Annotated in this window: 17 protein-coding genes; 1 reads left to right on the forward strand and 16 read right to left on the reverse strand. The window is 49.9% G+C overall.

All coding sequences use genetic code 11. From position 1 onward, the window contains the following. The first annotated feature begins 35 nt into the window (after positions 1-35). A complete protein-coding gene (ampD, locus tag D8Y20_RS01945; RefSeq protein ID WP_121541354.1) occupies positions 36-578 on the forward strand; it encodes a 1,6-anhydro-N-acetylmuramyl-L-alanine amidase AmpD in 543 nt (180 codons plus the stop codon). A 114-nt stretch (positions 579-692) separates the two neighbouring features. Here the strand turns inward: ampD and lpxC are convergent, their stop codons facing one another. From lpxC to rsmH, 16 genes are all read right to left on the reverse strand, one after another. Beyond that, positions 693-1,592 carry a UDP-3-O-acyl-N-acetylglucosamine deacetylase gene (gene lpxC, locus D8Y20_RS01950; protein ID WP_121541355.1) on the reverse strand — a complete coding sequence of 300 codons (900 nt, stop codon included), beginning with the start codon at positions 1,590-1,592 and terminating at the stop codon, positions 693-695. Positions 1,593-1,865: 273 nt separating this feature from the next. Further along, positions 1,866-3,053 carry a cell division protein FtsZ gene (gene ftsZ, locus D8Y20_RS01955; RefSeq protein WP_121541356.1) on the reverse strand — a complete coding sequence of 396 codons (1,188 nt, stop codon included), beginning with the start codon at positions 3,051-3,053 and terminating at the stop codon, positions 1,866-1,868. Positions 3,054-3,119: 66 nt separating this feature from the next. Further along, a complete protein-coding gene (ftsA, locus tag D8Y20_RS01960; protein ID WP_121541357.1) occupies positions 3,120-4,352 on the reverse strand; it encodes a cell division protein FtsA in 1,233 nt (410 codons plus the stop codon). Beyond that, positions 4,352-5,119, reverse strand: a complete 768-nt coding sequence (locus tag D8Y20_RS01965) for a cell division protein FtsQ/DivIB (protein WP_121541358.1) — start codon at positions 5,117-5,119, stop codon at positions 4,352-4,354. Before D8Y20_RS01965 ends, ftsA begins: the two co-directional genes overlap by 1 nt. Then, positions 5,116-6,051: a D-alanine--D-alanine ligase gene (locus tag D8Y20_RS01970; RefSeq protein WP_121541359.1), complete on the reverse strand. Its 936-nt coding sequence runs from the start codon at positions 6,049-6,051 to the stop codon at positions 5,116-5,118. Before D8Y20_RS01970 ends, D8Y20_RS01965 begins: the two co-directional genes overlap by 4 nt. Then, a complete protein-coding gene (murB, locus tag D8Y20_RS01975; protein ID WP_121541360.1) occupies positions 6,048-6,986 on the reverse strand; it encodes a UDP-N-acetylmuramate dehydrogenase in 939 nt (312 codons plus the stop codon). Before murB ends, D8Y20_RS01970 begins: the two co-directional genes overlap by 4 nt. Further along, on the reverse strand, positions 6,983-8,356 hold the full coding sequence (gene murC / locus D8Y20_RS01980) for a UDP-N-acetylmuramate--L-alanine ligase (RefSeq protein ID WP_121541361.1): 1,374 nt from the start codon (positions 8,354-8,356) through the stop codon (positions 6,983-6,985). Before murC ends, murB begins: the two co-directional genes overlap by 4 nt. Beyond that, the gene (murG, locus tag D8Y20_RS01985) at positions 8,353-9,495 is read right to left on the reverse strand and encodes an undecaprenyldiphospho-muramoylpentapeptide beta-N-acetylglucosaminyltransferase (protein ID WP_121541362.1); all 1,143 of its coding nucleotides are present in this window, start codon (positions 9,493-9,495) and stop codon (positions 8,353-8,355) included. Before murG ends, murC begins: the two co-directional genes overlap by 4 nt. Then, a complete protein-coding gene (gene ftsW, locus D8Y20_RS01990) occupies positions 9,492-10,703 on the reverse strand; it encodes a putative lipid II flippase FtsW (RefSeq protein ID WP_121541363.1) in 1,212 nt (403 codons plus the stop codon). Before ftsW ends, murG begins: the two co-directional genes overlap by 4 nt. After that, entirely contained in the window at positions 10,696-12,111 is a 1,416-nt protein-coding gene (gene murD, locus D8Y20_RS01995) for a UDP-N-acetylmuramoyl-L-alanine--D-glutamate ligase (RefSeq protein ID WP_121541364.1), read from the reverse strand. Before murD ends, ftsW begins: the two co-directional genes overlap by 8 nt. Then, positions 12,108-13,178 (reverse strand): phospho-N-acetylmuramoyl-pentapeptide-transferase, encoded by a 1,071-nt coding sequence (gene mraY, locus D8Y20_RS02000; RefSeq protein WP_121541365.1) that lies wholly within the window; start codon positions 13,176-13,178, stop codon positions 12,108-12,110. The genes murD and mraY overlap by 4 nt, the downstream gene beginning before the upstream one ends. Further along, positions 13,168-14,550, reverse strand: a complete 1,383-nt coding sequence (gene murF, locus D8Y20_RS02005) for a UDP-N-acetylmuramoyl-tripeptide--D-alanyl-D-alanine ligase (RefSeq protein ID WP_121541366.1) — start codon at positions 14,548-14,550, stop codon at positions 13,168-13,170. Before murF ends, mraY begins: the two co-directional genes overlap by 11 nt. After that, positions 14,547-16,097: a Mur ligase family protein gene (locus tag D8Y20_RS02010; protein WP_121541367.1), complete on the reverse strand. Its 1,551-nt coding sequence runs from the start codon at positions 16,095-16,097 to the stop codon at positions 14,547-14,549. Before D8Y20_RS02010 ends, murF begins: the two co-directional genes overlap by 4 nt. Continuing rightward, on the reverse strand, positions 16,090-18,000 hold the full coding sequence (locus D8Y20_RS02015) for a penicillin-binding transpeptidase domain-containing protein (protein ID WP_121541368.1): 1,911 nt from the start codon (positions 17,998-18,000) through the stop codon (positions 16,090-16,092). Before D8Y20_RS02015 ends, D8Y20_RS02010 begins: the two co-directional genes overlap by 8 nt. Beyond that, the gene (locus tag D8Y20_RS02020; RefSeq protein ID WP_236075188.1) at positions 17,997-18,260 is read right to left on the reverse strand and encodes a cell division protein FtsL; all 264 of its coding nucleotides are present in this window, start codon (positions 18,258-18,260) and stop codon (positions 17,997-17,999) included. Before D8Y20_RS02020 ends, D8Y20_RS02015 begins: the two co-directional genes overlap by 4 nt. Beyond that, positions 18,260-19,255 carry a 16S rRNA (cytosine(1402)-N(4))-methyltransferase RsmH gene (gene rsmH, locus D8Y20_RS02025; protein WP_236075189.1) on the reverse strand — a complete coding sequence of 332 codons (996 nt, stop codon included), beginning with the start codon at positions 19,253-19,255 and terminating at the stop codon, positions 18,260-18,262. Before rsmH ends, D8Y20_RS02020 begins: the two co-directional genes overlap by 1 nt. Between the last annotated feature and the right edge of the window lies 1 nt (position 19,256).

The following is a 19,256-nucleotide window of genomic DNA, read 5'->3' on the forward strand; positions in this document are numbered from 1 at the left end:
TTGTGCGCGTTGCTTTTCCAGACCATGATAAGCCTATGCGTTATCTCAATTCCCCCCATCAAAACGCGCGCCCTGACGAGACAGTGATAGATTTGATTGTCTTGCATGCGATTAGCATGCCAGACGGTGTGTTTGAGATGCAATATATCGAAGACCTGTTTATGGGCCGTCTGGATCATCAAGCACACGCTGAATTTGTTATTTTGAAAGACTTAAAGGTTTCAGCACATTTTGTAGTAGATCGGGATGGGAAAATTACCCAGTTCGTGGCTACAGATCGCCGCGCCTGGCATGCCGGTGCTTCTTTATGGGAAGGGCGTGTGGAGTGCAATGACTTTGCTATAGGCATTGAAATGATCGGTGATGAGGAACAAACATTTACCGGTGCGCAGTACCGGGAAACAGCACGTTTGTGCAGGGTATTAATGCAGCGTTATCCGGCTATTTCTAGCGAGCGCATTGTAGGGCATCAGGACATTGCACCTGGTCGCAAATGGGATCCAGGGAAGCAGTGGGATTGGCACCGTTTTCATCGTGCGTTGCGCCATATTCACAAGCTGCATCTGAACACTAAATAACCGATCTTTAACGACGAGTCTTTAGCTATATTGTGAACAGGTAAAACGAAACAGGCCGACACTCCTAAAGAATGCCGGCCTGAATACACACAGAAACACAGAGTTACAGAAAGGTTAAGCTTGTTGCGGTTGACCTACGACTTCTTGGCTGGAAGAAGATTCTTCCTGGAGTTCTTCAATACGGTAGCTTGATGGATCGGCTAACAGTGTTGTAACCAGCTGATGGTTCATATCATGGCCGGTAAGTTCGCCTTCAAAGGCACCTACGATGGGATAACCGGACAGTGATAGATCGCCCAGCGTATCCAGAATTTTGTGGCGTACGCATTCATCTTCGTAACGCAGGCCACCTTCATTGACGACACGATGCGTGTCTAAAACAATAGCATTTTCTAATGAACCACCAAGCGCTAAGCCAGCTTTTTGCAAGGCTTCAACTTCATGCAAAAAACCAAAGGTGCGGGCGCGTGATATTTCACGGGTATAAGCCTGACGTGAAAAGTCGACGCTGACCTGACGTTTACGCAGCAGAGGGTGATCATAATCTAACAGATATGAAATTTTGAATCCGGCCGATGGGTAGAGCGCACAGCGTTTGTTACCGTCAACGACTTCAACGCGCTTAAGAATGCGTAAAACCTTTTTGGCAACCGACTGTTCACGAATACCGGCACATTGAATGAGAAATACAAACGGAGCAGATGAACCATCCATAATTGGCACTTCCGCGCCGCTGACTTCGATGCGTGCATTATCCACGCCCAGGCCCGCTAAAGCGGATAACAGATGTTCAACAGTGGATACTTGTGCATCACCCTTACCAATAGTGGTGCATAAACGGGTATCCGTGACATATTCAGCTTTGGCTGGAAATTCAACACCCAGATCAGAACGAATAAATGTGATACCACTGTTCTCTTCCGCCGGATGCAGAATAAGCTCAATTTTTCGGCCGGAATGAAGTCCAATACCACTACAGCGTATCGAATGATCCAGCGTTCTTTGTGCTATCATCAATGCCTCCTTCAATTGGCTGACACAGCAAATGCAAGTGCCCATGTCGTGCGTGAACCTTACAGGGCATGCGTGAAATGCAGTGATTTATATCACTAAATAAAATAGCTACGATGATTCTATAACTATCAAGCGCCGTATTATGGCATAAATAACCATAAAATAAAAATTTTACATCTTTTAAGATTCCAGCATACCATGGTTTTCCTTTGCATTTGGAAAACCACAGCACTCTGAAGTCTTAATGATTCATTAGGTTGATCTGTCTATGCTTTAGTCAGCCTGCCTGCGCAGGAAGGTAGGCACAGCGTATTCATCATCATTAAATCCAATGTCGCCAAATGATTGAGGTTGCGCCTGTGGCGTAGCTGGTTGCTGACTCGGCATATGCTGCTGAGTCGGTGCTGCCGCAATCGGTTGAATATTTGGCATACGTTGCTGTGGCGCAGCAACAGGTTCGCGTTGCTCGATGCTGGCCAGGTTGATGGATGATTCGCCGGATAGACCGGTTGCAACTACGGTAACGCGAATGCTGTCATCTGCTTCCTGATCATAGACCATGCCGCAAATGATGTTGGCATCTTCATCAGCCATATTATGAATGATTGAAACCGCTTCATCATATTCTGCCAATGTCATATCTTCATTGCCGGTAACATTGACGAGAATACCCTGAGCACCGTGAATATCGATATCTTCCAATAGTGGCGAAGAGATCGCACGTTCCGCCGCTTCAATGGCGCGGCTTTCACCCGATGCAAAACCGGATCCCATCATGGCAACGCCGCGGGTTTCACTCATGACTGCTTTCACATCGGCGAAATCCACATTCATGTAGCCGGTATGCGTAATCAGTTCAGCGATACCACGTACGGCTTGTAATAGTACATCATCCGCCTTGCGGAAGGCTTCCAGCATACTGGTGTTCTTACCAACAGCACCAATGAGTTTCTGGTTTGGAATGGTGATTAAGGTATCGACAGATTTGCGTAGTTCCGCGATGCCTGCATCAGCTTGCTTCATGCGGCGCTTGCCTTCAAAACTGAAGGGTTTGGTGACAACTGCAACGGTCAGGATGCCCATTTCACGTGCTACTTCTGCAATGACGGGAGCAGCTCCTGTACCAGTGCCGCCGCCCATGCCAGCGGTAATGAATACCATGTCAGTATCCAGTAGGAAGTCAGCCATGCGCTGACGCTCTACTTCAGCGGCTTCGCGACCGATCTGTGGATTAGCACCTGCACCAAGACCGCGTGTAATGTCTGCACCCAGCTGCAGTTTATGGTCTGCCATATTGCGTTCAATTGCCTGTGCATCGGTATTGGCAACGATAAACTCTACGCCACGCAATTTTTGACTGATCATATTGTTCAGGGCGTTACCGCCCCCGCCCCCAACACCAATAACCTTGATTTTGGCTGATTGCGCTGCGGTGTCTTCAAATGTGAATAATGTTGTCATACCCCTTCTCCTGTATTTTTCTGTGTGTGTGTGTGCGTGTGTGTGTGGTTTGCTGCGTGTTATTTATTACGATGTATCTCCGAACCAACTTCGCATGCGTGTCCATACGCGAGCGAATATGTTGTGCTCTGTTGATTTGATGGGTTGTGCGCTTTGCCTGTAGCGGTGACCGTATAAAATCAGACCGACACCAGTGGCGTACATTGGGCTTGATACCACATCAGCCAGTCCACCTACGCCTACCGGCCGACCAAGACGAACAGGCATATCAAAGACGTCCTCTGCCAGTTCTACCATGCCTTCCAGCAGGGATGAACCGCCTGTGAGTACCATGCCTGCAGCAACCAGCTCTTGATAACCTGAGCGCTGCAATTCATCACGGATCATTTCAAACATCTCTTCCACCCGTGGTTCCAGGATCTGTGCCATCACCTGACGTGGCATTGGTCGCGGTGAGCGGCCGCCAACACTGGGTATCTCAATCTGATCTTCCGGAGAGACTAAGGATGTCATACAAGCGCCGTATTTGCGTTTGAGCTGGTCGGCTTCACGCGCCGATGTGCGCAGGCCAATCACCAGATCGTTGGTAAGATGATCCCCACCGATAGGGATGACATGGGTATGACGAATTGAACCGTTAAGGAAAATAGCTACATCTGTTGTGCCGCCACCGATATCAATCAGCACGACGCCCATATCCTTCTCATCCTGCATCAATACAGCTTCTGCCGATGCCACCTGCTCAAGCACCATGTCGGATACATCCAGATCACAACGGTTGCAGCACTTGATGATATTCTGAGCCGATGAGACAGCGCCTGTCACCACATGTACTTTTGCTTCCAGACGAACACCGGACATACCAATCGGTTCACGAATGCCATCTTGATTATCAATGATATATTCTTGCGGCAGGATGTGCAGAATTTTCTGATCGGCAGGAATATTCATGGCACGCGCGGCATCAATCACACGATCGACATCTTCGCGGCCCACTTCGTTGTTTTTGGTTGCAACCACGCCATGGCTGTTATAACCACGAATATGAGAACCTGCGATGCCGGTAAATACGGATTGAATATCAACACCTGCCATCAACTCCGCTTCTTCGACAGCTAAACGGATGGATTCCACGGTGCTTTCAATGTTCACCACAACACCCTTGCGCAGTCCGCGCGAGGGATGGGTGCCGATGCCGATAACATCGACTTTTCCATCCGGCCCTGCTTCTGCCACGATGCATGCTATTTTGCTGGTACCAATATCTAGCCCAACCAATACTTGATCATGTTTGGACATTAAATCACTCCTCCATGGCCTGCGGGTCGAATAAACCAGCGAGATTGCAGCCGTGCATCGACGCGCCATTGTTGATTACGCCAGCGGGGTTGTTGCATTAAATCATTGATGTGCTTGATCACATTTACCTCATTATCTTGCGGAATGGTCCACGAAACGCCGCGTGAGAAATAGATTTGCCAATATTGATTACCAGCACGAATTTCGCTCAAGCTTGCTAACTGATGTCTGCCTTGCAGCTGATCCTGTTCAGCAATCATTTCGATCATCTGTTTGGCTTGCGGGAGCTGTTTCAGGTTGACACGCAACAGAGGTAAATCAGGTGATTCACCTTTGCTAAGTGGTCGATAAGCAACGCCCAGTTCATCGAATAGATGTAACTGGCCCTGAGCATCCTGCCAAAGTGCAGTGGGAACCCGGGCATCGCCTTGAATGTAGAGCGTGTCGGGCAGTACGCGTGTGATGCGTATCGCTTGCAGGTCAGGGATTTCTTGCAGCATGTGTTGGCGTAACCGGTCAGGCATCATGGTAATGAAATCTTTCGTAGGAATGGCTGCCAGTTGTGCTTCAATGGCTGCCTTGATTGGTGCATCTGCCGTAATCTGCCAAACTGTAGTGCTCCACTTTTCATTCAGCCAAACAGCACTGCTTGCCGTTGCTGTGATCACAACTGCGAACATGAAGATGCGGCCGATGCGTTTGAAACTGATGCGGCGTGCCTGTTTTTTTATTTTAGGGTTGATGCGACGTTGATTGGATCTACTCATACGACACCCCCCTGATCATTGGTGCTGGTGGCGTGTTCAAGTTGTGCACTTTCAAGCACAGCCATACATAGCGCGCCAAAATCAATGCCTGCGGCAGCAGCGGCTTTCGGCAGCAGGCTGGTTTCGGTCATGCCGGGGATAGTGTTGATTTCCAGAATCATCGGTTCACCACCGGATGGCACAATCATGTCCACACGCGGGGCTCCACTACAAGCGCATGCTTTTACCGCTTGCTCAGCACGCTGCATGCAATGGCGCAATGTTTCTGCGGGTAAACGGGCAGGGCAGAAATAATTGGTCGCCCCCGCAGTATATTTGGATGCGTAATCATACACGCCGGAATGGGGAGCGACTTCAACCGGCATCAGCGCTTTTCCATGCAATACGGATACTGCAATTTCCACCCCTTGAACAGGTAGCTCTGCCATCCATTGGCTTGCATCCTGTAAGGTTAACTGTTGCCAGTCGGATGGCGAATGCAGATGATGTAAACCGATGCTTGAACCTTCAGCTACAGGTTTAATGAAAACCGGATAGCGAGCAGGCCCTTCTGCTGTAATGTTAATATCTACAGGTGTTTGTAAGCCGGCATTTCTGAGTATCTGTTTGCACAAGAGTTTATGCATACACAATGCCGAAGCGGTAACACCAGAGCCTGTATATGGGATAGCCAAGGTTTCAAGCAAACCCTGTATGCATCCATCTTCACCGAGTGTGCCATGCAATGCGATAAAGGCAGTTTGGATTTCGGCACCTTGAATCTCCGCAGCCCACTGGCTTGATGTCTGACTGGCTAAATTGATCGCTACCACATCAAGGCCTGCTGATTGCAATGCAGCAAATACGGCGTTACCTGATTTTAACGAGATGTCGCGTTCAGCAGAGTTGCCGCCCATCAACACACCAACACGGCCATAAGAAGTATGCGTCATATCTGGCCTCCGGTTTCGCTATCGCGGATCATGCGTACTTCCGGTTCCAGTTCGATGCCGGTCTGCTCTTTCACGAGTAACTGCGCGCGTTCAATTAAGGCTAGAATGTCAGCACTGCTGGCATCTCCTTCATTGACGATAAAATTGGCATGTTTTTCTGAAATGCGCGCGCCACCAATGCTAAATCCTTTTAATCCGGTCGCTTCAATCAATCGTGCCGCATGATCACCATCCGGATTCTTGAACACTGAACCACAGTTCGGTTGTGCTAATGGTTGTGTGGCCGAACGACGGCTGCGCATGCTGCGCATGCGTTCGCGGATCTGTTCAGGGCTATCCGGGTGCAAGGTGAAACTGGCAGATAGCACGATGCTACCGGCAGGTAAATCCGTGTGCCGATAACTAAAATGCAAGGCTTCGGCTTTGATACTCTGCACATCCCCATTGGGCAGCAGCACCTCAATTTCTATCAAACTATCAGATACCTGTTGTGCAAAACAACCGGCATTCATGGCTACTCCACCACCGATATCACCGGGTACAGTGGCCATAAATTCGCAGCCACTCAAGCCATGGTCAGCGCATTGACGAGCAAGCCGACTCATGCGCCCCCCTGCTTCAGCACGCACGGTGAAACCGTTAAATTCAGTGCTGTTCAGATCACTCAAATCGATGACCAATCCATCATAGCCTGTGTCCTGAATGAGCATATTACTGCCCCGTCCAAGTGGTAAAATTCGCACATCAGAAGGGCATAAGCGCATGGCTTCAATCGCTGCAGTACGATCTGTGGGCCTGAAAAACCATCGCGCTGCGCCGCCCACGGCCAGGGTGGTATGGCGTGCCATGGGTTCATGTTCAAGGAATGTACCAAGCAGGCTGATCTGTTGTAACCACTCTTGTGTCATGGCTGTAGAGGCGATGCTACTGTTCATATCGTCACCTCTTCACGCAGCTGGCTGGCCAAGCTGCCAATCGAGCCTGCGCCCATCATCAATACGATATGACCGGCGGCCAGTGCTGCATTGGCCATCGTATGGGCGTCGTTTAGATCGTTCAATAGCGATACGCCGTGATGGCCACGAGCGACCATACCTTCTTGCAGACATGCACTATTCACGCCTTCGATAGGTGATTCACTGGCTGCATAAATGGGTAGTAGTGCTACGTCATTAGCCGCATCAAATGCGCCCATGAATTCATCCATTAAATCACGTGTGCGGGTAAAACGATGCGGCTGGAAAATGGCTACGATATGTCGATCCGGCCAGCAATCACGGGCTGCAGAAAGTGTTGCCATCAGCTCTTTGGGATGATGGGCATAATCATCAACCAATACCCCATCGCCAACCTGAGTACGTTGAAAGCGACGCTGAATGCCTTCAAATGATTCCAATGCATCACGAATAGTTTCAATACCAATGCCCAGATCCAATAATACAGCTATAGCGGCCAGTGCATTCTCAGCATTGTGGCGTCCTGGCATGGGAAGCCTGAAACTACCTAAATGACCGAGTTCCCTGCTGGCGGCGGTAAATATCTGTCCTTTGCCATCAGCATTTGTTTGCAGCAAATGGATGTCTGCCTGCGGGCTACTGCCGTAGCTGGTAACCGGTTTATGCAATGACGCTCTGAGTGCCGCGACATTGGGATGTTCATGGTGCAGTACAACACGACCATAAAATGGCACCAGATTGACGAACGTCGTGAAGGCCTGCATCAGTGTTTCGAAGTCGCCATAATGATCCAGATGTTCGGGATCAATATTGCTAACAACGGCAATTGTGGGAGAGAGGCGCAGAAATGAACCATCACTTTCATCTGCTTCTGCCACTAGCCAGGGGCTGGCACCGAGGCGGGCATTATTGCCGCAGGCGGTTAAGCGACCACCAATGACATAGGTGGGGTCGAGCCCCGCGGCTTCCATACCATGGGCAATCAGAGAGGTCATGGTCGTTTTGCCATGGCTTCCTGCAACAGCGATGCCCTGCTTCATGCGCATAAGTTCGGCTAACATATCGGCGCGAGGAATGACTGCGACGCCATTTTTCTGTGCGGCAGCAATCTCCGGGTTAGCTGAGTTGATTGCTGAGGAGACAACCACAACTTGTGCATCACCCAGATTTTCTGCCCGATGGCCGATATAGACATCAATACCAAGCTCACGCAAACGTTTGACGTTCGGGCTTTCAGCCGCATCACTGCCTTGCACATGAAAGCCTTGGTTATGTAACAGTTCAGCAATACCGGACATGCCAATACCACCAATGCCGATCAAATGGATGCACTGTACGCGTGTTTTCATGCTTGCACCCCTTTGTTTTGTCTCTTTTTCGGTAAATACAGTAACGGCCCCGGTAGATATTCTCCAAGCACCTTCAGTTGATTTTCGCTGGCATCAAATGGCGCTGCATCCAGAGCTGCTTTACTCATGCGGTTTAACAAGTATGTATCAAACAGATGTGTGTCCAGTTGCCGCGCCAGCAGGTCTGTTGTCATGGCACGCTGATCCAACACTAAAGCACCACCGACATTTGCCAGTACATTAGCATTGTGGCGCTGATGATCATCTGCAGCACTTGGCAGGGGCACAAAAAGCGTGGGCATACCAGAGCATGCCGCTTCACATACGGTCATAGCTCCGGAGCGTGCAATCATGAGGTCACCGCTGGCATAAAAGGCTGCCATATCATCACAGAATGGCAGTATGTCTGCTTTGATATCTGCTTCTGCATACATCTCAGTTACCTTTTTTAATGTCTCTTTATCAGACCCGACGATATGGGTGACTACAAACTCACGACCTTCGCGTATGAGATGCTGACATGCTTCCGGTACGTTATTGTTCAAAAACAATGCACCCTGAGAACCGCCTAAGACCAATAGACGTGGTGGGCTATGTGGCTGCCAACGGGTCGCCATAATATGCTCTCGGACAACATTGCCAGTGACAATGCTGTGGACGTGTGAATGCATATGCTCAGTGGCATCAGAGAAGCCCAGCATCATGCAGCGGCTGAATTTGGCCAGCGTACGATTGACGAGCCCAGGCATGGCATTTTGTTCATATAAAACGACGGGGATCCGGCTGATTAAAGCCGCCGCAACGCCGGAAATACTGGCATAACCACCTACACCTACCAACAGGTCAGGGCGTTCAGTTTTCCAGGCTCGACGAATGGTAAGTACTGCTTTCGGTAACTCCCACAGCAATACTCGTAAGCGTTGGAACAGGCCTGCGCCTTTCACGCCATGCATGGACAGCAGCAGAACGTTCTCTCCGCGTTCAGGCAGTAGTTTTGCTTCCAGCCCACGCTCAGCACCAATAAAGTTCACCTGCAATTCAGGCCATTTTGCACGTGCAGCATCAGCCAGTGCCAGTGCAGGCATGACATGGCCGCCAGTGCCGCCGCCAGCGATAGAGAGGATAGGAGTGCGACTCAAAACAGGTGCTCCAGGCCATCTTGGGAGGGTGTTGTGCTTGCCGGCATTGTACTTTTGCGCTGCTGACTTGTTGTGGCACGTTTTCCATGGCGCTTGTTGCCAGGCATATGGCGTTGCACAGATAAGACTAAGCCCAGCAGGATACATTCACCAAACAGGGCGCTGCCGCCATAGGATACAAATGGCATCGGCATGCCCTTGGTTGGTAGCAAGCCCATGGCGGCCCCCAGATTAATCATCAGGGCTGTACCAAGCATCACCACACAACCGATAATAAGCAGGCGGGAGAACATATCTTCGCAACGAATTGCCAGCCAGATTGCACGGCCAAGCAGCACTGAAAAGAGTATAAGCAGGCTTATAATGCCCACTAATCCCAGTTCTTCACCAATACTGGCCGAGATAAAATCAGTAAACACTTCGGGAAGGTAGAACAGTTTCTGCACCCCTTGACCAACACCTGTACCAAACAGGCCACCACTGCCAAAAGCAATCATCGATTGAATCAACTGATAACCCGTACCATAGGGGTCATTCCATGGTTCAAGGAAACTGGTCAGGCGTTGCATGCGATACGGGGCGGCAACCATTGCGATGCCTGCAATAGGTATAAATGTAAGCAACAATAGTGACATGTGACGAATAGGTACTCCTCCGACAAACCACATGGCGAAACAGACACTTGATAGCAGAACGGCACTGCCGAAGTCAGGCTGAAGCAACAATAGAGAGAGAGAAACGCCAAGTACTACCAGCATTGGCGCAAGGCCTGATGCAAAATGCTGTAAACGTTCGGAATGGGAACTCATATAATAGGCCATGTATATAATGACAGTTGGTTTCAATAACTCGACGGGTTGTAGGGTCAGGCCGAAGAGTGAGAACCAACGTTGGGCACCATTAATTTCCCGACCTAGCCCTGGAATCAGCACAGCGATCATGAGCAATACGCCGAAACCAAGTAGTGGCAATGCAATCGCACGCCACCAGTTCACATTGACGCGGGATAAGCTCCACATGATAACAAGACCAATAGGAATATAGATCAGCCAATGGCTGATAATGCGCAGCGGATCTCCATAGCGTACTTCTGCGACACTGATGCTGGTGCTATATACCATTAAGATGCTAAAGCTTAACAGTGCGATCACACAGCCTGTAAGAACCGGATCCAGTGGAGATAAGGTCTTAACCACAGGCTTACTCATTGTGCTTATCCATCTCAAGTGCTTGCACTGCTGCTGCAAAGGCATCGCCACGTTGCATATAGTTTTTAAACTGATCCTGACTGGCTGCAGCTGGTGAGAGCAGTACAGGCACACCATTTTGCAATTGCGCGGCTTGTTTGACTGCCTGTTCGATGGTTTTCACAAATTTATACGAGACACCGGACGATTCGGCCAATTTGACAAATGGATTGGCTTCGGTGCCTATAATAAACATATGTTCGACATGGTTGGATACGGCTGATTGTAAAGGCATGACATCGAGCCCTTTACGCAGACCACCGCAAATCCAGACGACCTGATTGAAGGATGTTAATGCCGCTTTTGCGGCATCAGGATTGGTGGCTTTGGAATCGTTGAACCATTCGCGACCCTTTACGATACCGAGTGATTGCAATCGATGTGGCAGTCCTCTGAATGAAGTCAAAGATTGACGAATGACACTGGCTGTAAGGCCGTGATCGGCGGCAGCCTGTGCAGCGACAGCAAGATTCAAATGCTGATGCATACCTTGTGCAGGCACGTCATCAGAAGCGATTTCATGTGTAATATCATAATGATGCCAGAACAGGTGCCATGAACCATCATCATGTAACTGCACTCCTGAATCGAGGGTGTCAGAAGAACCGATGCCAAAGCGGCGCACAAAGACACCACGCTCCACTAATGTGTTGGCCAGTTTATCCCAATGACTATCGGCGGGTAACATCGCTTTATCACCCTCACTTTGACGGGCAAAGAGCTGTACTTTTGCAGCTTCATAGGCTGCCATATCTGTATGCATGTCGGCATGATCAGGTTGCACGTTGAGCAAAGCAGCCCAATGAGGATGAATAGGGTTGGCGCGTTCAATTTGGAAGCTGGAGAGTTCAAGTACTACGCGTTGCGGTTGTCCGTCACGAATCAGGTCCAGCATCGGAGTGCCAATATTGCCGCCAGCTTCAATACCACCATGCAATACATCCAGCATGGTATTAATCAGCGATACCGTTGTGGTTTTTCCATTGGTGCCGGTGATGGCAATCAAATCACCTTGATATTGTTGAGAAAACAGCTCCAAATCACCATACATAGGGATGTTGGCATGGCGCAGTTCCTGCAATACAGGGTGATGCCAATTGATACCCGGGCTGACAATGATTTGGGAATACTGTTTTAACAGTTCGGCATTGAAGGGGCCGGTATGCAGTTCAAACTTCACATTATCCTGCATTGGGAAATCCATGCAGGCATCAGCTGATTCATCAAATGCGCTGCAAACAACACCCCGTTCGAGAAGAAAACGGGCGACAGCCTGACCTGTTTTACCCAGGCCGATAATAGCTGTTGCACCAGCTTCACTTGGCATGTGAGGGGATGTGGCGTTTGAATGATTCAATGGACTGTTCATCGGATCTTCAGGGTGGACAGTGCCACCAATGCTAAAATAATGGAGATGATCCAGAAGCGCACAATCACTTTGGGTTCCGGCCAACCCTTTAATTCATAATGATGGTGAATGGGAGCCATGCGGAAAACGCGCTTACCGGTTAATTTAAAGCTTGCCACCTGTACCATTACCGATACCGCTTCCAATACAAACAGGCCGCCAGCAATGGCGAGCAATAACTGTTGATGCACTGCGCAGGCAACAAAACCTAAGGCGCCACCAAGTGCCAATGCGCCAACATCACCCATAAACACTTGTGCGGGATAAGAATTAAACCAGAGGAAACCAAGGCAACTACCTACCAGGGCACCACAAAATACTGCCAACTCGCCTGAGCCGGGAACAAATGGAATCATTAGATAGGCTGAAAACTTGGCATGTCCGGCCAGATATACGACTACAGCCAGTGCGCTGGCCACCATGAATGTCGGTGCCACAGCCAAGCCATCCAAACCATCGGTCAGGTTGACTGCATTGGAGGAACCTACCAGCACAAACAGGACGAATATCACATAGAACCAGCCCATATCCCATTGCATATTAAGAAATGGGATATCGACAATCGGGTCTGTCATCATCATCAATCCGCCTGCTGCGATGCCGCCAAACAGGCATTGTAATAACAGCTTCCAGCGCCCCGCTAAACCTTTGGGATCGCGACGAATGATCTTCAAATAATCATCCCACCAGCCGATCAGGCCATAACCCAGTGTCACCAGCAGCGCCAACCAGATGAAGCCGTTGCTGAGGTCGGTCCATAGCAATGTTGTGATGGTTAAGGAGAATAAAATGAGCAGGCCACCCATGGTTGGAGTGCCCTGTTTGACCAAATGTGTTTGTGGGCCGTCATTGCGAATCGGTTGGCCCTTGCCCTGATTGGCTTTTAGCCAGCGAATAAAAAGTGGGCCCAATAACCAGCACAGCACCAGAGAGGTGATTAACGCGTACACGGTACGGAACGTAATGTACTGAAACAGATTAAAAAATGAATATTGATCGGCCAGTGGATAAAGGAGGCTATAAAGCATGTGTGCCCCCCTGTTTCTGTAATAGCTGCACAACTTTTTCTAATGCCATTGAGTGTGAGGCTTTGATGAGTACAGTCTCGTCGGATGAGAAGCTGACTTCTGCTAAAGCCACAAGTGCTTCATCAGTGCTGGCAAACCAATGCGCATGGGAATGCAATGCAGCCAGCGCCTGCATGTGGGAGCCGATGAGATAAACACTATCAACGCCTTTCAGGTCAATGTTTTGATGTGCTGATACAGCCGTTTCACCCAGCTCAGCCATATCACCCAGAATGGCGACTTTATGCCCTTCAAGCGCACATAAAGTATCAATGGCAGCCTGCATGGATACCGGATTGGCATTGTAGCTGTCATCCAGAATCACACAGTTATTTTTACCTATTGAGGGCTGTAAACGACCCGCCGACGGTTGCCAGCCTGCAATGGCATTAGCGACACGGCTAAGGGATACTTTTTCACCATTAGCATTGAGATGGCGCAGCATGATGGAGGCTGCAAAAGCAAGATTGGAAGCCCAGTGTGCCGCAGGTAAACGCAATGTGATGGAGGCCTCTTGCAGAGAAGCTTGCTGGTCGTGGTATGCCAACGTCAATTCACAACCGTTTAAGTTCCAACGAACAGGTTCATCCTCGCTTTGATCAATGGAGAACCCCTGTTCCGGCAGTGCTATATGGTTGCTTTGTAGTAGATCAGCAACACCTGTTCCGAGCGCACACCATTGTGCATTTTCCAGCAATAGTGCTTTTTCACGAACGACTCCAGAGAGCCCTCCAAGGCCTTCAGTGTGTGCTGCCGTAATACCGGTAAGCACCGCGATATCTGGTTGTACAATGGCAGCCAATCGCGACATTTCGCCTGTTTCGCTGATGCCACATTCAATAATGGCGATATCAGCATTTTCAGGCACGGCCAATAAGGTTTGTGGTACGCCAATTAAGTTGTTGAGATTGGCATGCGTGGCTGCGATATTGAGATCCAATGCGCGAAAGCCAGTCTCAAGTATGGAGCGTAAACTGGTTTTACCATATGAACCGCTAATAGCGATGACAGTGGTATTGTTTAAGCGTGAGCGCCATGCGTGGGCTATGTCACCAAAGGCTTGCAAGGTGTCATTGACTTCCAATATACTATTATTCAATTGTAATTCAGACCATAGGCGTACCCCGGTGCTATCTCCGATGAATGCCAGGGCGCGGTCTGCTACAGATGCAGCAAAACTGTGGCCGTCAAAGTTAGGGCCGCGCAACGCCAGAAATGCTTCGCCTGTTTGAAAATCACGCGTGTCGGTCGTCACCTTGTGCAGGGACTCCGGTACCGGGCCATGCCAATGGCCGGCAGTAGCGCGCTGGATATCAGCTCCGCTTAATTTCATGTGGCGTATGCCTCGTGTTTCTGGTGCAGATATTTGTCTGCCATGCTGGCATCGCTCCATGGCAGACGTTGACCACCAACATCCATGTAGGCTTCGTGCCCTTTGCCTGCGATGATTAATACGTCGCCGTCTTGAATGGCCGCGATGGATTCTGCGATAGCAAGCTCTCGGTCCAATTGTAGATGCACTTCAGCTTTATAAGCTTGATGTGCACCGGCTTGGCGCATACCTGCTTCAATCTCGGATGCGATTACAGCCGGCACTTCTCCGCGTGGATTGTCAGAGGTGATCCACACCATATCGGCCAGATTAACGGCTATTTCGCCCATCTTAGGCCGCTTTTCCCGATCGCGTTCTCCTCCACAGCCAAATAACACAATCAGGCGCTTGCGTGCCAGCTTGCGGGTGGCTTTGAGACAGCTTTCCAATGCTTCAGGTGTATGGGCATAGTCGATGTAAACTTGACCTAAACTTGCATCCAGCTCTTGCATGCGGCCTGGAGGAGCACTGATGTTGCGCAATAACAATGGTAATTCTGTGAGTGGAATTGCCATAGAAACCATAAGCGTTAATGCAACGCAGGCTACGTTTTCAGCATGGAAGTCACCGAGAGGGATATCTTCAATCACAATCTCTTCATCGCGGCTTTTTAAACGCAATAAACCAGGCAGTTCCTGTTCCCATGCCAGATCAACATCATCGCGGAACAAGCCATGCCCATACCAGCAGGTTTGCTCGGGTGCGTATTCGCGGATGTCTTTATGATCGGCGTTGGCCACTACATTGCCACCATGCGATGCTGTCTGCTGAATAAAGCTGGCTTTGGTCGCAAGATATGGGGCATAACCACCATGATCCTGCAAATGATCATGGCCCATGTTGGTCCATATAGCGGTGTTGAAATCAAGACCTGCGATGCGCTCTTGCGCAATACCATGCGATGATATTTCACAAGCAACTGCATGCACATCGGCCAAACAGGCAGAGGCCAGCATGGCATGCATGGTCAACAGTGAAGGCGTGGTATTACCGATGTCACGAATATCATCATTATCACGCATCCAGCCTAAGGTGCCACAACTCCAGACTGGTTTATCCTGAAGGCGGGTTAATGCTTCACGTAACATCCAAGTTACACTGGTTTTTCCATCTGTGCCGGTAACGCCGTAATAATGGCTACCTGCACCTTCAGTGTGAAACATACGGCGCAGCAATTGACCTGCTTGCAACATGCTATCAAGTTGTAATAACGGTAGATTGGTTTGTACTTCTACGCCGACGGCAATGATAGCGACAGCGCCTTTTGCTTCTGCGGCACTTGCATATGCACTGGCCTGTTCCTTACTGCGCGGTAAGCAGAGTAGTGCATATCCGGCTCTGGCAAAACGTGAATCATCACATATGCCAAGGATACTGACATCTTCTTCCTGTGAATGATCACCAAAATGGATGTGGCCAAGCTGATAAGCCAGCTCATTTAGAGAAAATCCGCGATTAAATTCAGTCGCACGGGTTTGCGCCGATTGCTTCAAGCTTGCATCACTCATTTAACCAAACCTCAAGTGTTTCACCATGTTCTAATGTGCTGCTAGCGGTTGGTTTTTGTCGTGTCACCCAGCCGGATCCATGCACATGCAATCTCAGCCCGCGTTGGGCGGAAAAACGTCTAACTTCACGCATGGACATGCCAAAGACCGACTCAGCATCAATCATCGAATGTTCTGCGGCAATAGGCATGGTTTGCCATGTGGAGGTACCGTTATCATGTTCGTCTGTCTGATGATCACCGAGACCATCGTTGTGGGCGGAAATACCAAGATAAGGCAGTACATTTTCTGCAATATTACGGAATATCGGTGCTGCAACCTGACCGCCATAAATACTCTTTTTAGGCTCGTCAACCAACACCACAATGACTACTTGAGGGTCATATGCAGGGGCGAAGCCGGCAAATACTGCGTCATATTTTCCCTTGCTGTATCCGCCTCTTGGATTTGGTTTTTGCGCCGTGCCTGTTTTTCCTGCCACGCGGTAACCACTTGGAACGGCTTTTGAGCCAGTACCCTCTGTGCTGGTTGCATATTCCAGCATTTGACTAACCTGATGCGCAATGGTGCTGCTCATGATGCGTGTTGGCGTTTGTTGATCTAGTCGATTAGCAAACAGCGTCGGGGGCATGTACAGGCCATCATTGGCCAATACGGAAAATGCCGTCGCGAGTTGCAACGGCGTGACAGCGATACCCTGTCCGAAAGCTATATTGGCAGTTTCGACTGGCCCCCAGCGTTCGGGGGGAAGGACAATGCCAGAGGATTCTCCACTCAATCCTGTTCCGCTTCTGGTGCCGAACCCTGCCTTGGTCATCATTTCGTACAGAGATCGAGCGCCAATATCCAGAGCCATTTTAGCAGAGCCGATATTACTTGAGCGAACCAATACGCCGGTCACATCCAGCCATTCCTCGGGATGATCATCATGAATAGTGTAATCAGCGACTTTCATGGAGCCTTTTTCGCAATAAATTTTTGTATCCGGCTGCCAGCGACCCGTTTCAAGCGCTGCGGCAATGGTGAAAGGCTTCAGTGTTGAGCCGGGCTCGAAGACATCTGTGATGGCGCGATTGCGCCACTCGCTTGGATGATAATGGCGAAAGTTGTTCGGGTTATAACCAGGCCAGCTGGCCATCGCTAAAATAGCGCCATCCTTCGGACGCATGACAACAACTGACCCACCCTTGGCATTTTGGCTGAGAACACCTTCGGCCAATGCAGCATAGGCAACGCTTTGAATAGATGAATCCAGTGTCAGGGTAATGGCTTGCCCTGCTTTTGGAGCGCGCACCCAGCGTCCGTCAGGCAATGAATGGCCGCGGGCATCGCGGCGAACCTGTCTTAAACCCGCTTCGCCAGAGAGTTGTTTGTTCCATGTGCGTTCAATGCCTTCAAGTCCACGTCCATCAACGCCAACAAAACCGAGTAGATGGCCTGTTTCAGGGCCTAGCGGATGATAACGCTGCCATTCAGACTCCTGGCGTACGCCAGGAATGTTTAGTGCCATTACGTTTGCAGCGACCGCTGGTGGTATTTGTCGGGCCAGCCAGACAAATCCTTTGCGCTTGCCCAGTTTGCGCTGTAATTTTTTATGTGACATGCCAAGTGCTCGGGCCAGTTCAGCGATACGATCGGAGGGGACTTCATCCGCTATTGCAGCCAGCGACGGTGTTTGGAGGCTTTCAGCCAGCATGCGTCCTTTTTGATCAAGAATCGGGCCGCGTGGCGCTATAGTGGTAAACTGACGATAGCGTTGTTTTTCGGCTAAATTACTTAGATGCTCAGATTGAAACCATTGCAGATCGACTGCACGCACTGCCAACAACAGGACACCAAGCACCAATAGCCCTGCGATTGCTTCAATGCGGCGACGAATATATGTGTGTTCCTTGTTAATCACGGCTGTATCACCTGCATGGGTTTTGGTGGAGCCATGTTTAAAGTGTCGCGCGCGTATTGGCGTAGCTGTTCAGGCCGAGTCAGACTGGCTATTTCAAGTCGAAAACGACTGGATTCCTGCACGATAGATTTTTTTTCAGCCATCATGCGCTGACTTTCAAGCGAAAGTTCATAACGAACATGTGACAGCCAAATTAAACAGCCGGCCAATACCGCCACGCTAGCGGGGATGCATACCCAGGGTTTCAACCACGCGCGCATCAGTGTAATCCGCCGCTGTAGCCGGCAAGTTTGATGGCTTCCTCGTCTGTTAAACGCTGTGCGACTCGCAGCATGGAAGAGCGGCTGCGAGGGTTTTCCAGCAGTTCTTGTTCATTGGCTCTGACTGGCTTTTTCTGCAGCCAGCGCATGCTAGGTTTTTTGCCGCATACACACATGGGCATTTCCGGTGGACATGTGCAGGGGCGTACCGCTGATTCGATGAGATCACGAATGCGTCGATCTTCTCCCGAATGGAATGAAATGACAGCCAGCTTGCCGCCTGGAGCCAGCAGAGTGATTGCCGCTTCTATGGCCGTGTCGATCTGATCCATTTCGCCATTCACCCAAATGCGCAGGGCTTGAAAGGTGCGCGTGGCCGGGTGGGTGCTGCCGTATCGCGCTTGTTTGGGTACAGCGTGAAAGCAGATGTTTTCCAGGTCGGATGTCGTGTTCAGTTCCTTGTTATGTTTAGCTTTTAGTATGCCGCTAGCGATGCGACGTGCGTACCGTTCATCCCCGAAGTTATGCAGTATATCAACAAGCTCACGCTCAGATACGTGATCAAGCATGCGACTTAATGGCTGGCCACTTTCGGAGTCCATACGCATATCCAGCGGGCCATCTTTCCGGAATGAAAAACCACGCTCAGCGTTATCCACTTGTGGGGATGAGACACCAAGATCAAAGCCGATGCCGATCACCTTGTCACATTTCTCCTGCTCAAGAACGGAAGCAATTTGGGCGAAGTCACTATGAAAAATGGTAAAGCGAACATCTTGCTGCTCAAGCCTTTTGCCTTCTGTAATAGCTTCCGGGTCTCGATCAAAAGCAATGAGTTTGCCTTTGTCTGACAGGCGTTCAAGGAGAAGTCGGCTGTGCCCACCGCGACCAAAGGTGCAGTCGAGATAGGAACCATCAGGATCGGAAAACATGGCATCGATAAATGCATCGCGGAGCACCGGGATGTGTTCGGGATACTGTTCGGTGATATCCACG

This window comes from Mariprofundus sp. EBB-1, assembly GCF_003665155.1.
Taxonomy (GTDB): Bacteria; Pseudomonadota; Zetaproteobacteria; order Mariprofundales; family Mariprofundaceae; genus Mariprofundus.

Bases quoted from the DNA above. Each gene is read 5' to 3' on its own strand.
- D8Y20_RS02020 (WP_236075188.1), bottom strand. From the start codon at position 18,260: ATGCGCGCGTGGTTGAAACCCTGGGTATGCATCCCCGCTAGCGTGGCG.
- lpxC (WP_121541355.1), bottom strand. From the start codon at position 1,592: ATGATAGCACAAAGAACGCTGGATCATTCGATACGCTGTAGTGGTATT.
- D8Y20_RS02010 (WP_121541367.1), bottom strand. From the start codon at position 16,097: ATGAGTGATGCAAGCTTGAAGCAATCGGCGCAAACCCGTGCGACTGAA.
- murC (WP_121541361.1), bottom strand. From the start codon at position 8,356: ATGAAAACACGCGTACAGTGCATCCATTTGATCGGCATTGGTGGTATT.
- ftsW (WP_121541363.1), bottom strand. From the start codon at position 10,703: ATGAGTAAGCCTGTGGTTAAGACCTTATCTCCACTGGATCCGGTTCTT.
- ampD (WP_121541354.1), top strand. From the start codon at position 36: ATGCGTTATCTCAATTCCCCCCATCAAAACGCGCGCCCTGACGAGACA.
- murF (WP_121541366.1), bottom strand. From the start codon at position 14,550: ATGAAATTAAGCGGAGCTGATATCCAGCGCGCTACTGCCGGCCATTGG.
- D8Y20_RS01965 (WP_121541358.1), bottom strand. From the start codon at position 5,119: ATGAGTAGATCCAATCAACGTCGCATCAACCCTAAAATAAAAAAACAG.
- murB (WP_121541360.1), bottom strand. From the start codon at position 6,986: ATGAACAGTAGCATCGCCTCTACAGCCATGACACAAGAGTGGTTACAA.
- D8Y20_RS01970 (WP_121541359.1), bottom strand. From the start codon at position 6,051: ATGACGCATACTTCTTATGGCCGTGTTGGTGTGTTGATGGGCGGCAAC.
- ftsA (WP_121541357.1), bottom strand. From the start codon at position 4,352: ATGTCCAAACATGATCAAGTATTGGTTGGGCTAGATATTGGTACCAGC.
- mraY (WP_121541365.1), bottom strand. From the start codon at position 13,178: ATGCTTTATAGCCTCCTTTATCCACTGGCCGATCAATATTCATTTTTT.
- ftsZ (WP_121541356.1), bottom strand. From the start codon at position 3,053: ATGACAACATTATTCACATTTGAAGACACCGCAGCGCAATCAGCCAAA.
- murD (WP_121541364.1), bottom strand. From the start codon at position 12,111: ATGAACAGTCCATTGAATCATTCAAACGCCACATCCCCTCACATGCCA.